Source organism: Nonomuraea sp. NPDC049400 (assembly GCF_044466425.1).
GTDB lineage: Bacteria > Actinomycetota > Actinomycetes > Streptosporangiales > Streptosporangiaceae > Nonomuraea.
This window is the reverse complement of record NZ_JBITMP010000008.1, coordinates 215,799-228,453: the sequence shown is the minus strand read 5'-3', so window position 1 is coordinate 228,453 and position 12,655 is coordinate 215,799. Positions and strand designations below refer to the sequence as shown.

The window sequence follows — 12,655 nt, the reverse complement described above, 5'->3', positions numbered from 1 at the left end:
TCGGGCCGGGTTCGCTCACGTAGGTCAGCTCGTGGGCAGCCAGGCCTTGACCTTGTCCGGGTTGTCGGCCACCCACTTGGCGGCCGCCTCGTCGGCGGTCATCTTGTCCTCGGAGATGTACTTCGCCACGAGGTTCTGGTCATCGTTGGTCCAGGTGAAGTTCTTGACCAGCTGGAAGGCGGGACTGCCGGAGTCGGCGAACTTCTTGCTCACTATCTTGTCGAGCACGTACGGCGGGTAGTCGCAGGCCACCTTGGCCGGATCGGCGTCGCAGCCCTCGGTGTACGCGGGCAGGTTGACGCGGACCAGTTTCATCTCCGCCCAGAACCACTGCGGGTCGTAGAAGTAGGCGAGCAGCGGCTTCTTCTGCGCCTCGGCCTGCCGGAACGAGGTGATCAGAGCCGCCTCGCTGCCGCCGGTGACGACTTTGAAGTTCAGCTTGAGGTTCTTGACCAGGGCCTCGTCGTTGGTGACGTACGACGGGTCACCGTCGAGCAGTTGACCCTTGCCGCCCGACTCGGAGGTCTTGAACAGGTCGGCGTACTTGTTGAGGTTCTTCCAGTCGGTGATGTCGGGGTACTTCTCGGCCATCCACGGCGGCACGTACCAGCCGATGGTGCCCTTGTTCCCGGTCGGCCCCGCGTCGACGGCGACCTTCTGGTCCTCGATGTACTTCTTCTTCAGGTCGGGGTGGCCCCAGTTCTCCACGACCGCGTCGACCTCGCCGGTGCCGAAGCCCTGCCAGGCCACCTCTTCCTTGAGGTCCTTCTTCACGACCTTGCAGCCCAGGTTCTTCTCGGCCACGTGGGCGATCACCGCCGCGTTGGCCTCGTAGCCCACCCACGGGTTGATCGCGAGGTTGAGGGTCCCGCACGCCTTCGCGCTGCCGCCACCGCCGGCGGCAGCCTGGGTCTCGCCGACCTTGGCTCCCGCGCAGGCGTTGAGAAGGAGGCCCATGCCGGTTACCAGGACAAGCGCCCGGATCCTCCCGCTTCTTGAATTCGTCACGTGGTCCTCCTGATGGTTCCGCGGGCCGGCACGGGCCCGTGTCGGTTACTAGTGCGGTTGCCCCCTGTGAGCGGCCGCGTCGGCGCGCTCTGTGGCGGCGCGCATGATGCGGTCGAGCACGATGCCGAGCACGACGATCGCGAGCCCGGCGGCCAGCCCCTTTCCTCTGAGCTGGTGCTGCGAGAATCCGGCCACGACGTCGTAGCCGAGCGCCCCCGCTCCCACGAGGCCGCCTACGACGACCATCGAGAGCACGTAGATGAGTCCCTGGCTCGCCGCCAGTGTCACGCCGCTGCGGGCCATCGGCAGCTGGACCTTGGAGATGAGCTGCCAGGTGCTCGCCCCCGCCGAGGTGGCGGCCTCGACCGTGGTGGGGGAGACCCGCCTGATGCCCTCGGCCACCAGCTTGATCGCGACGGGCGCCGCGAAGACCACGGCCGCGGTGATCGCGGTGAACCGCGTCGGGCCGAACAGGCCCAGGAGCGGCACCAGGTAGACGAAGTGGGGCATGGTCTGGCCGGCGTCGAGCACGGGGCGCAGCACGGTCTCGGCCCGGTCGCTGCGGCCCATCCACACCCCCAGCACCAGGCCGAGCACCATCACCAGGATCGTCGCGACCAGGGTCGAGGCCAGCGTGACCATGCTGTCCTGCCAGAGCCCGAGCAGGACCAGCGCCGCCAGGCCGACCGCGGTCGCCAGGGCCGCCCGCGCGTTGCCCACCAGCAGGGCCACGGCCACGATCACGGCGAAGACCAGCCACCACGGAGAGCCGGTCAGCAGCGACTCGAACGGGTTGAGCAGCCCGTTGGTGAGCAGGTTCTTGACCGCGTCGGTGAAGCCGACCAGGCTGTCCTGCGCCCAGGCGCTCGCCCCGTCGGCGGCGCGGCGCACGTAGGGGCCGACGTTGGCCTGCACCGGGAACTCCGCCGCCCAGACATAGGTGTACGACAGATAGCCCAGCACCGCGGCGACACCGAGCACGCCCGTCACCTGCAGCCGCCGAGCTCCGGGAGTGAGCAGCCGGCCCGCCCTGCGCTCGGCCTCCACCCGGCGGCTGGCCGCCGAGGTCACCCGGTCGAGCACCACCGCCATGATGACGATGGCCAGGCCCGCGTTGAACGCGGTGCCCACGTCCAGGGTCTGCAGCGCCTTCAGCACTGTCTTGCCCAGGCCCGGCGCGTCGATGAGCGCCGCGATGGTGGCCATGGACAGGGCGGCCATGATCGTCTGGTTCACCCCGACGATGATCGTCTGCTTGGCCATCGGCAGCCGTACGAGCCGTAGCGACTGGGCGGTGGTGGCGCCCAGCGAGGCCCCCGCTTCGAGGGTGTCGGGCGAGACCTGGCGGATGCCGTGGGCGGTGATGCGGATGGCAGGTGGGACCGCGTAGATCATCGTGGCGACCGTCGCGCTGGCCGGGCCGATGAGGAAGAAGAGCGTGAGCGGCGCCAGGTAGACGAACGTCGGCATCGTCTGCATGAAGTCCAGCACCGGGGTGACCAGCCGGTGGAAGCGGTTGCTCATCCCCGCCCATATCCCGAGCGGGATGCCGACGGCCAGCGACAACGCCACCGCGGTGAGCGTGAGGGCGAGCGTGTTCATGCTCTCCTCCCACAGCCCGAGCAGCCCGAAGGAGATCAGGCCCGCCGCCGTGAGCAGCGCCGACTTCCTGTTGCCGTACAGCAGGGCGATCGCGGTCGCCAGGCCCGTCACGCCCAGCCAGCCCAGCACGGGGACCGGGCGCCCGAAGGACGGCTGGCTGATCAGCGCCTGGACGAGCGTCACGGCCTGGTCGAGGAAGAGCCGGATGTAGTTGACGAAGTAGAGGAAGAACGGATTGCTGTTCCTGCCGTCGTCGATGGCGTCCATGGCCTCGTTGAGCGTGCTGTGCAGCGGCGTCAGCTCGGCGCCGCCGAGCTGCTGCGTGTCGCGCCCGTTCAGCAGCGCCCACCCCAGTACCCAGACCGCGAGCACCGCCAGCAGCAGGTACTTGCGGCCGCGCAGCCGCGTGGTCACCGCTGTCACAGCGCTTGTCGCCGGGCCCGTCACCGGCGCCATCAGGACTGCCCTCCCGCGATGACCTCCAGGATCTCCGCACTGGTGACCACGCCCAGCAGGGCGCCGTTCTCAGTCACGCGGACCGGCCGGTCGGCCGACATCACGCTGTGCACCGCGTCCCGGATGACCACGTCGGGGCCCAGCTCGGGGCCGTCCAGGGGCTCGTCGGGCCGCGCCTCGCGCATGATCCAGCGCAGCGTCAGCACGTGGGAACGCGGTACGTCGCTGACGAAGTCCTTCACATAGTCGTCGGCCGGCGCGCCCACGACCTCGTCGGGCGTGCCCATCTGGACGAGCTCTCCGTCGCGCATGATGAGGATGCGGTCGCCCAGCTTGAGCGCCTCGCTCAGGTCGTGCGTGATGAAGATCATGGTCTTGCCGACCTCGTGGTGCAGGCGGATGACCTCGTTCTGCATCTCGCGCCTGATCAGCGGGTCGAGCGCGGAGAACGGCTCGTCGAACATCAGCACCTCCGGGTCGGCGGCCAGCGCGCGGGCCAGGCCGACGCGCTGCTGCATGCCCCCGGAGAGCTGGTCGGGATAGCAGTTCTCGAAGTCGGTCAGGCCCACCAGCTCGACGACCTCGCGCGCCCTGACATAGCGGTCCTGCTTGGGCACGCCGCGGATCTCCAGCCCGAAGGCGACGTTGTCCAGCACGCACCGGTGCGGCAGCAGTCCGAAGTGCTGGAAGACCATGGCCATGCGGTGCCTGCGCAGCTCCCGCAGCCGCTTCTCGTCGGCCTTGCGGACGTCGTCGCCGTCGAGCAGGATCTCGCCGGCCGTCGGCTCGATCAGCCTGGTGAGGCAGCGGACCAGGGTGGACTTGCCCGAGCCGGACAGGCCCATGACCACGAACACCTCGCCCCGCCGTACCGAGAAGGACACGTCGCGGACGGCGGCGACGCATCCGGTCTGCTCTTTCAGCTCCATGCGACTGAGCGTGCTGCCGACGACGCGGTCAGCCTTGGGCCCGAACACCTTCCAGAGCCCCTTCACCTCGAGGATGGGGGGTGTCTCGGTGCCGAGCGGAGTGCGTTCGGTCAGTGACGGTGCGGTCATGACCACCTCTTGGTCGTCAGGGCGTTAGTTCGCTGGGAACCACCGCTGGGGGCGTGGGCGGATGTTCTGCCAGACATGCTTGATCTCGCGGTACTCGTCCAGGCCGGTGGGCCCGAGCTCACGGCCGATGCCTGACTGCTTGAAGCCACCCCACTCGGCCTGCGGCACGTAGGGGTGGTAGTCGTTGATCCACACCGTGCCGTGCCGCAGCCGGCCCGTCACCCGTTGCGCCTTGCCGGCGTCCTGGGTCCAGACCGCGCCGGCCAGGCCGTACTCGGTGTCGTTGGCGAGGCGCACGGCCTCGTCCTCGGTGGTGAAGCGCTCGACGGTGAGCACCGGGCCGAAGGACTCCTCCCGCACCACGCGCATGCCCTGCTTGCACTCGTCGAGCACGGTGGGGCGGTAGAAGAAGCCGTCGCCCGCCACGCGGTGGCCGCCACAGCGCAGGACGGCGCCCTCGGCCAGGCCCGTCGCCACGTACTCCTCGACCTTGGCCAGGTGCGCCGCGGAGATCAGCGGGCCGGTGTGCGCGTCCGGGTCGAAGGGGCCGCCCAGGCGGATCAGCTCCGCCCGCCGTACCACCTCGTCGACGAAGACGTCGTGCAGCGAGTCCTCGACGAGGAGGCGGGCGCCGGCCGAGCAGACCTGGCCCGAGTGCAGGAACACCGCGGTGAGGGCGAAGTCGACCGCGGTCTCGACGTCGGCGTCGGCGAAGACGATGTTGGGGTTCTTGCCGCCCAGCTCGAGCGCCACGCGCTTGACGGTGGACGCGGCGCTCGCCATGATCCGCCGGCCCGTGGCCACGCCGCCGGTGAACGACACCAGGTCCACGGCGGGGTGCTCGGCGAGCGGCGCACCCGCCTCGGGGCCCGGGCCGAGCACCAGGTTGGCCACGCCCGCGGGCAGGCCCGCCTCCTCCAGAGCACGCATCAACAGGATCGAGGTGCTGGGTGTGAGCTCGCTGGGCTTGAGCACGAAGGTGTTGCCGGCGGCGAGCGCGGGGGCGACCTTCCACGTCGCCTGCAGCAGCGGGTAGTTCCACGGCGTGATCAGGCCGCAGACGCCGACGGGCTCGTGGACGATGCGGCTGATCGCGTCGTCGCGGCCGGTGTCGATCACCCGCCCCGCGTGGGTGCCGGCCACCCCGGCGAAGTAGCGCAGGCTGGCGATGGAGTCGTCGACGTCGTACTCGCTCTCCACGAGCCGCTTGCCGGTGTCGCCCGACTCGGCCCTGGCGAACTCGTGGCGGTCGCGTTCCAGCAGGTCAGCTACCCTGTAGAGCAGCGCGCCGCGCTCGCGGGCCGGGGTCTGCGGCCAGGGGCCCGCGTCGAAGGCGTGCCGGGCGGCCCCGATCGCGGTCACGGTGTCGGCCGCTGTGGCCTCCGCGACCGTGGCCACCAGGCGGCCGTCGGCCGGCGAGTGGATGTGCCGCCGCCCGCCGGCGATCGGCCTCGTCCACGTGCCATCGATGTAGAGGTCGGTCATCCGGCACACCTCAAATCGTTGCGCATTGCGCAAACTAGTGCTCAATGGGGAACAGGATTGACCGGTTGCTGGGGGTTCGTCAAGGCCCTGGGGGAATCACTGGTCGAAACCATACGTTGTGATGAAGTTTCCCCCTTGGTTGGACAGTAGTTCCCGTCTTGACGGACCGGCTCCTCTCGGTTCACGCTGTTGCGTATAGAACACCAAATTGCGTAATGTGCAACCCCAAGGGAGGGGCGATGGCTCCTGGGCGCGAGTTCATCCTCACCGTCTCCTGTGCCGACAAGCCGGGCATCGTCTACGCGGTGAGCAGCTTCCTCATCCAGCACGGTGGGAACATGCTGCAGAGCAAGCAGTTCAACGACCGCAAGGGTGGCGGCTTCTTCATGCGCGTGCACTTCGCCTCCCAGGACGGGCTGGAGGAGCTGCGTGCGGGCTTCTCGTACGTCGCGGAGTCCTTCCAGATGAGCTGGCAGCTCAGGGACGCGGCCATGCCCATCCGTACGCTGATCATGGTGTCGAAGTTCGGTCACTGCATGAACGACCTGCTCTTCCGGTGCCGGGTCGGCGGCCTGAACATCGAGATACCCGCGGTCGTCTCCAATCACCCGGACCTGGAGCCGATGGCCGCCTCCTACGGCGTCCCCTTCCACCACGTGCCCGTGACGCCGGACGGCAAGGCCGAGGCCGAGGCCACGGTGCTGCAGCTGGTCGCCGAGTACGAAGCGGACCTGGTGGTGCTCGCCCGCTACATGCAGGTCCTGTCGGACGACATGTGCAAACGCCTGGAGGGGCGGGCGATCAACATCCACCACTCCTTCCTGCCGGGCTTCAAGGGCGCCAAGCCGTACCACCAGGCGCACGAGCGGGGCGTGAAGCTCATCGGGGCGACGGCGCACTATGTCACGGCGGACCTGGACGAGGGGCCCATCATCGAGCAGGACGTGGCCAGGGTGGACCACGAGCTGGACCCCGAGGACCTGGTCGCCGTCGGCAGGGACGTCGAGGCTCAGGTGCTCGCCAGGGCGGTGAAGTGGCACAGCGAGCAGCGGGTGCTGCTCAACGGCGACCGTACGGTCGTCTTCCGCTGATATTTCGGTTTTTGAGGTGGTTGGAGGCGGTGGGGGAGTCCCCGCCGCCTCCGTTGTTGTCTAGGAGCGGTGCCGGTAGAACTCGGTCGTCTCCGGCGGCAGGGGAGTGTTGCCGAGGATCAGGTCGGCCGCCTTCTCCGCCAGCATCATGACCGGCGCGTAGATGTTGCCGTTCGTCACGTACGGCATGGCTGAGGCGTCCACCACCCGCAGCCCGTCCACGCCGTGCACGCGCATGCTCTCGGGGTCGAGCACGGACATCTCGTCGACGCCCATCCGGGCCGTGCAGGAGGGGTGCAGCGCCGTCTCGCCGTCCTTGGCCACCCAGTCCAGGATCTCCTCGTCCGTCTCGACGGAGGGCCCCGGTGACAACTCCCCGGTGCTGTACTCGGCCAGCGCGGGCTGGCCGAGGATGCTCCGGGTCACCCGTACGGCCTCCACCCACTCGCGCCGGTCCTGCTCGGTGGACAGGTAGTTGAAGCGCAGGGCGGGCTTTCGCCGCGGGTCGATGCTCTTGATCTTCACGGAGCCGCGGGCGTCCGAGTACATGGGGCCGACGTGCACCTGGTAGCCGTGCCCGCCCGCGGGCGCGGAGCCGTCGTAGCGCACCGCGATCGGCAGGAAGTGGAACATGAGATTGGGGTAGTCGACGTCGTCGTTGCTGCGCACGAAGCCGCCGGCCTCGAAATGGTTGGTCGCACCCGGCCCCTGGCGCAGGAACAACCACTGGGCCCCGATCCATGGATGACGCCACTTCTGCAGGTTCGGCTGCATCGAGACGGGCTTGCCGCACCCGTGCTGGATGTAGACCTCCAGGTGGTCCTGCAGGTTCTCGCCCACGCCCGGCAAGTGGTGCACGACGTCGACGCCGAGTGCGCGCAGCTCGTCGGCGTCGCCGACCCCGGACAGCTGGAGGAGCTGCGGCGAGTTGATCGCGCCGCCGCACAGGATGACCTCTCCCGCTCGCACGGTCCCGCCGTCGTACTCGACGCCGACGGCCCGCTTGCCCTCGAAGAGGATCCGCGTCACGAACGTCCGCGTCCGCACCGTGAGGTTCGGCCGCTTCATCACCGGGTGCAGGTACGCCCTGGCCGCGCTGAGCCTGCGACCCCGCCGGATGTTGCGGTCGAAGCGGGCGAAGCCCTCCTGGCGGTAGCCGTTGACGTCATCGGTCAGCGGGTAGCCGGCCTGCTGCACCGCCTCGAAGAAGGCCGTGAAGAGCGGCGTGCTCGCCGCCCCCCGCTCCAGCGCCAGCGGTCCCTCGTGGCCCCGCCAAGGGGTGCCGGGGTCGGCCAGGCAGTTCTCCATGCGCTTGAAGTAGGGCAGGCAATGGGCGTAGTCCCAGGTCTTCATCCCGGGATCGGCGCCCCAGCGCTCGTAGTCCATCGGGTTGCCGCGCTGGAAGATCATGCCGTTGATGCTGCTCGAACCGCCCAGCACCTTCCCGCGCGCGTGGTAGATCCGGCGGCCGTGCATGTGCGGCTCGGGCTCGGACTCGTACTGCCAGTCGTAGAAGCGGTTGCCGATCGGGAAGGGGAGCGCCGCCGGCATGTGGATGAAGACGTCCCAGGGGTAGTCGGACCGGCCTGCCTCGAGCACCAGCACTTGCGTGCCCGGATCTGCGGAGAGCCGGTTCGCCAGGGCACAGCCCGCCGAGCCGCCTCCGACGATGACGAAGTCGTACTGCTGTGACGTCATGTTGCCTCGTCTCGCTCGCGCGTTTCAGGGAATCGTAGCGTTATGCGCATTTCGTTGCACTACTCGCAACAACAGATCTTTTTTGGTGCTTCGGGTCGCGTGAGTTCCTTAGAGCACTTAGAGTTTCGCTATGAGCAACGAGTCCGGCAGCGGGGGCGTGCAATCGGTCGACCGAGCGATCAGCGTCCTGGAGATCCTCTCCCGCCGGGGTGAGGCCGGCGTCAGCGAGGTGGCCGCCGAGATCGAGGTGCACAAATCCACCGCCTTCCGGTTGCTCGGCGCCCTGGAGGCGCGCGGCCTGGTCGAGCAGGCGGAGGACCGGGGCAAGTACCGTCTGGGCTTCGGCATCATCCGCCTGGCCGGAGGCGTCAACACCCAGATGGACCTCGGCCGGCGCAGCCGTCCCATCTGCCAGCGGCTGGCCGAGGAGATCGGTGAGACCGTGAACATCGCCGTGCTCCGCTCCTCCTACGCGGTCAACCTGGACCAGGTGCGCGGGCCGTCCGCCGTCACCGCCTACAACTGGGTCGGCCAGCTCACCCCGCTCCACGCCACCTCCAGCGGCAAGGTGCTCCTGGCCCACCTCGACGACGGGCAGCGGGCGAAGCTGCTGTCGGAGGGGCCGCTGGAGCCGCTCACGAGCCGGACCGTCACCGACGTGGCCGAGCTGGAGAAGCAGCTCGCCGAGACCAGGAAGAGGGGCTATGCCTACTGCCTGGAGGAGCTGGAGGACGGGCTGAACACCATAGCGGCGCCCATCCGCTCCTACCACGGGGACGTCGTGGCGGCGGTGAGCGTCTCCGGGCCCGCCTACCGCTTCGACGCCGAGCGCATGCACGAGCTCGCCTCCGTCCTCATCAGCGGCGCCGACGAGATCAGCGCGCGGCTCGGCTACTCGGGCTAGCCCGCGCCAGCCGCACCACGACGCTCTTCGACGTCGGGGTGTTGGACGTCTCGGCCACCGAGTCCAGCGGCACCAGCACGTTGGTCTCGGGGAAGTAGGCCGCGCAGCACCCGCGCGCCGTCGGGTAGGAGATCACCCTGAAGCCCTTCGCCTTGCGCTCGCCGTCGGGCCACTCGCTGATCAGATCCACCACGTCCCCGTCGGCCAGGTCGCGCTCCGCCAGATCGTCGGGGTGGACGAAGAGGACGCGGCGGCCCGCCTTGACCCCGCGGTAGCGGTCGTCCAGGCCGTAGATCGTGGTGTTGTACTGGTCGTGGCTGCGGACCGTCTGCAGCAGCAGCCGTCCCGGTGGCACCCGCAGCACCTCCAGCCGGTTGACGGTGAAGTTGGCCCGGCCGGTCGCGGTGGGGAACCGGCGTTCGTCCCTGGGCGCGTTGGGCAGCGCGAAGCCGGCCTCGGCCCGCGCGTTGAAGTCGGTGAAGCCGGGAACCACCCGGGCGATGCGGTCCCTGATCGCGCCGTAGTCGCGCGCGAACCGGTCCCAGGGCACGCGCGGGTCGTCGCCGAACAGCTCGCGAGCCAGCCCGCACACGATGGCCGTCTCCGACAGCAGGCTCGGCGAGGCGGGCCCCAGCCGGCCCTTGGACGCGTGGACCAGGCCCATCGAGTCCTCCACCGTCACGTAGCCCGCGGCGTCGCGCTCGGTGCGGCCGAGCGCCGGCAGGATGAGCGCCTGCTCGCCGCAGACGGCGTGGGAGCGGTTGAGCTTGGTGGACACCTGCACGGTCAGCCGGGTACGGCGCAGCGCCGCCTCGGTGACCTCGCTGTCCGGTGTGGCCCTGACGAAGTTGCCGCCCATCCCCAAGAACACCTTGACCGCGCCGTCGCGCATCGCGCGGATGGCCTCCACGGTGTCCAGCCCGTGGTGGCGCGGCGGGGCGAAGCCGAACTCCGCCTCCAGCGCGTCCAGGAACTCCGCCGACGGCTTCTCGTAGATCCCCATGGTGCGGTCGCCCTGAACGTTGGAGTGCCCGCGCACCGGACACACGCCCGCACCCGGCCGGCCGACGTTGCCGCGCAGCAGCAGGAAGTTGACCACCTCCCTGATCGTCGCCACGGAGTTGCGGTGCTGGGTCAGACCCATGGCCCAGCACACGACGACCGAGCGCGCGCCGCGGACCTCCTCGGCCGTCTCCTCCAGCTCGGCCCTGGACAGCCCGGTCGCCTCCAGCACGTCCGCCCAGTCGAGGGCGGTCAGGTGCCGCCGCCACTCCTCGAAGCCGTGCGTGTGCTCGTCGACGAACTCCCTGTCGGCCGAGTCGAGCAGCAGCAGCGACAGCGCCTGGAAGAGCGCCATGTCGCCGTTGAGCCGGATCTGCAGGAAGCGGTCTGCGAGCGCGGTGCCTGAGCCCAGCCCGGAGGGCCGCTGCGGGTTCTTGAACCGCAGCAGCCCGGCCTCCGGCAGCGGGTTGACCGCGATGATCCGCGCTCCGCCGCGCTTGGCCCGCTCCAGGGCGCTCAGCATGCGTGGATGGTTGGTGCCGGGGTTCTGCCCCACCACGAAGATGAGCTCGGCGCGGTGCAGGTCCTCCAGCGTGACCGTGCCCTTGCCGATGCCCAGCGTCTCGGTGAGCGCCGAGCCGCTCGACTCGTGACACATGTTGGAGCAGTCCGGCAGGTTGTTGGTGCCGAAGCGGCGCACGAGCAACTGGTAGGCGAAGGCCGCCTCGTTGGACGTGCGGCCGGAGGTGTAGAACACGGCCTCGTCAGGGCTGTCGAGGGCGCGCAGCTCCTCCGCGATGATCCGGAACGCCTCCGCCCAGCCGACGGGCCGGTAGCGGTCCGAGCCCGCGGCCTTGTACATGGGCTCGGTGAGCCGGCCCTGCTGCCCCAGCCAGTAGTCGCTCATCCCGGCCAGCTCGCCGACCGGGTGGGCGGCGAAGAAGTCGCGGGTCAGCCGCCGCGTCGTGGCCTCCTCGGCGACCGCCTTGGCGCCGTTCTCGCAGAACTCCGCCGGGCTGCGATGCTCGCCCTCCGGCCAGGCGCAGCCCGGGCAGTCGAAGCCGTTCTTCTGGTTGACCCGCAACAGGGTGAGGACGGTGCGGCCGGCGCCCATCTGCCGATAGGCCATCCGCATGGCGTGTCCCACCGCGGGCAGCCCGCCCGCCCAGTCCTTGGGGGAGCCGACCCGGAGCCCCTCGTCCTCGTCCGCCATGCTCAGCCGATCCGGTTCTGTACCCACTCGTGGAAGGCGCCGATGTGGTGCTCGCTCGGCACCAGCACGCCGCCCTTGGCGTACGTGCGCGAGCTCATCCGCGGTTGGGTACGCTCGCACGCCTCGAAGTCCTGCTGGTTGACGCGGTGGAAGAGCTCGACCGACTTGTCCAGGTCCTTGCCGCTCGCCACCACGCCGGGCAGGTAGAGCCAGTCGCACTCGATCACCGTGCGGTCGACGGCCAGCGGGAACATCCGGTGCAGGATCACGTGGTCGGGCACCAGGTTGACGAAGACCTGCGGCTTGATGGTGATCGCGTAGTAGCGCCTGTCCTGCTCCTCGCTCACCCCGGGGATGCGGTCGAGCCCGGCGGACCCGTCGACGGTGAAGCCCTGGATCTCCTCGCCGAACTCGGCGCCGTGGCCGACGAAGTACTGTGCCGCGTAGCCGTCGGCGAACTCGGGCAGCACCTCGGTCAGCTCTGGGTGGATCGTGGCGCAGTGATAGCACTCCATGAAGTTCTCGATGATGAGTTTCCAGTTGGCCTGGACGTCGTACACGATCCGCCGTCCGACCTGGAGGTTCGGCACGTCGTAGTTGTCGATCAGGTCCAGCGAGCCGAGGCGCTCGGTGACCGCGCCGAGCACGTCGTCCTCGAAGGAGGGCGGATCGTCGGCCAGGCAGACCCACACGTAGCCGAGCCACTCCCGCACGTGCACCTTGACCAGGCCGTACTCGACCCGGTCCAGGTCGGCCATCTTGGTCAGGTTGGGCGCGGCGACGAGCTTGCCCTCCAGGTCGTAGGTCCACGCGTGGTACGGGCACTGGAACGCCCGCTTGACCTCGCCGGACTCCTCCGTGCGGATGGTGGCGCCGCGATGGCGGCAGACGTTGAAGAACGCGCGCACCGACCCGTCCCTCGCCCTGGTGACGAGGATGCTCTCGGCGCCGACCTGCACGGTCTTGAACGCCCCCGGCTTGCCCAGGTCGGACGAGCGCACCGCGCAGAACCACATCGACTCGAAGATGTTCTTCTGCTCCAGGGCGAAGATCTCCGGGTCGACGTAGTAGCGACCGGGGAGGGTGGGGATCACGCTTGACGTGGTCACGGGACTACTCCTGTGGGGGTGCGGGCCGG

The 12,655-nt window shown here is 69.3% G+C and carries 9 protein-coding genes; 2 read left to right on the top strand and 7 right to left on the bottom strand.

The genetic code is table 11. From position 1 onward, the window contains the following. Window positions 1-24: 24 nt before the first annotated feature. Genes ACIBVN_RS14730 through ACIBVN_RS14715 form a run of 4 tightly spaced genes read right to left on the bottom strand, consistent with a single transcriptional unit; the run spans window position 25 to window position 5,609 of the window. Window positions 25-1,008 carry an ABC transporter substrate-binding protein gene (locus tag ACIBVN_RS14730; protein WP_397136394.1) on the bottom strand — a complete coding sequence of 328 codons (984 nt, stop codon included), beginning with the start codon at window positions 1,006-1,008 and terminating at the stop codon, window positions 25-27. Between the two features lie 48 nt (window positions 1,009-1,056). Beyond that, window positions 1,057-3,024, bottom strand: a complete 1,968-nt coding sequence (locus ACIBVN_RS14725; protein WP_397136392.1) for an ABC transporter permease — start codon at window positions 3,022-3,024, stop codon at window positions 1,057-1,059. A gap of 41 nt (window positions 3,025-3,065) precedes the next feature. After that, window positions 3,066-4,124, bottom strand: a complete 1,059-nt coding sequence (locus ACIBVN_RS14720; protein WP_397136390.1) for a glycine betaine/L-proline ABC transporter ATP-binding protein — start codon at window positions 4,122-4,124, stop codon at window positions 3,066-3,068. Between the two features lie 24 nt (window positions 4,125-4,148). Next, the gene (locus ACIBVN_RS14715) at window positions 4,149-5,609 is read right to left on the bottom strand and encodes an aldehyde dehydrogenase family protein (protein ID WP_397136388.1); all 1,461 of its coding nucleotides are present in this window, start codon (window positions 5,607-5,609) and stop codon (window positions 4,149-4,151) included. A gap of 239 nt (window positions 5,610-5,848) precedes the next feature. Here ACIBVN_RS14715 and purU point away from each other — a divergent pair, with 239 nt between their 5' ends. After that, the gene (purU, locus tag ACIBVN_RS14710; protein ID WP_397136386.1) at window positions 5,849-6,700 is read left to right on the top strand and encodes a formyltetrahydrofolate deformylase; all 852 of its coding nucleotides are present in this window, start codon (window positions 5,849-5,851) and stop codon (window positions 6,698-6,700) included. 60 nt (window positions 6,701-6,760) lie between these two features. On the opposite strand, the gene betA is transcribed toward purU, so the two are convergent. Next, a complete protein-coding gene (gene betA, locus ACIBVN_RS14705) occupies window positions 6,761-8,398 on the bottom strand; it encodes a choline dehydrogenase (RefSeq protein WP_397136384.1) in 1,638 nt (545 codons plus the stop codon). A gap of 130 nt (window positions 8,399-8,528) precedes the next feature. Between betA and ACIBVN_RS14700 the strand changes: the two genes are divergently transcribed. Further along, window positions 8,529-9,302 (top strand): IclR family transcriptional regulator, encoded by a 774-nt coding sequence (locus ACIBVN_RS14700; protein WP_397136382.1) that lies wholly within the window; start codon window positions 8,529-8,531, stop codon window positions 9,300-9,302. Here ACIBVN_RS14700 and ACIBVN_RS14695 read toward each other — a convergent pair. Continuing rightward, the gene (locus tag ACIBVN_RS14695) at window positions 9,274-11,517 is read right to left on the bottom strand and encodes an FdhF/YdeP family oxidoreductase (protein ID WP_397136380.1); all 2,244 of its coding nucleotides are present in this window, start codon (window positions 11,515-11,517) and stop codon (window positions 9,274-9,276) included. The two genes, ACIBVN_RS14700 and ACIBVN_RS14695, sit on opposite strands and share 29 nt — an antisense overlap. A 2-nt stretch (window positions 11,518-11,519) precedes the next feature. Continuing rightward, window positions 11,520-12,626, bottom strand: a complete 1,107-nt coding sequence (locus ACIBVN_RS14690; RefSeq protein ID WP_397136378.1) for an aromatic ring-hydroxylating dioxygenase subunit alpha — start codon at window positions 12,624-12,626, stop codon at window positions 11,520-11,522. Window positions 12,627-12,655 lie beyond the last annotated feature (29 nt).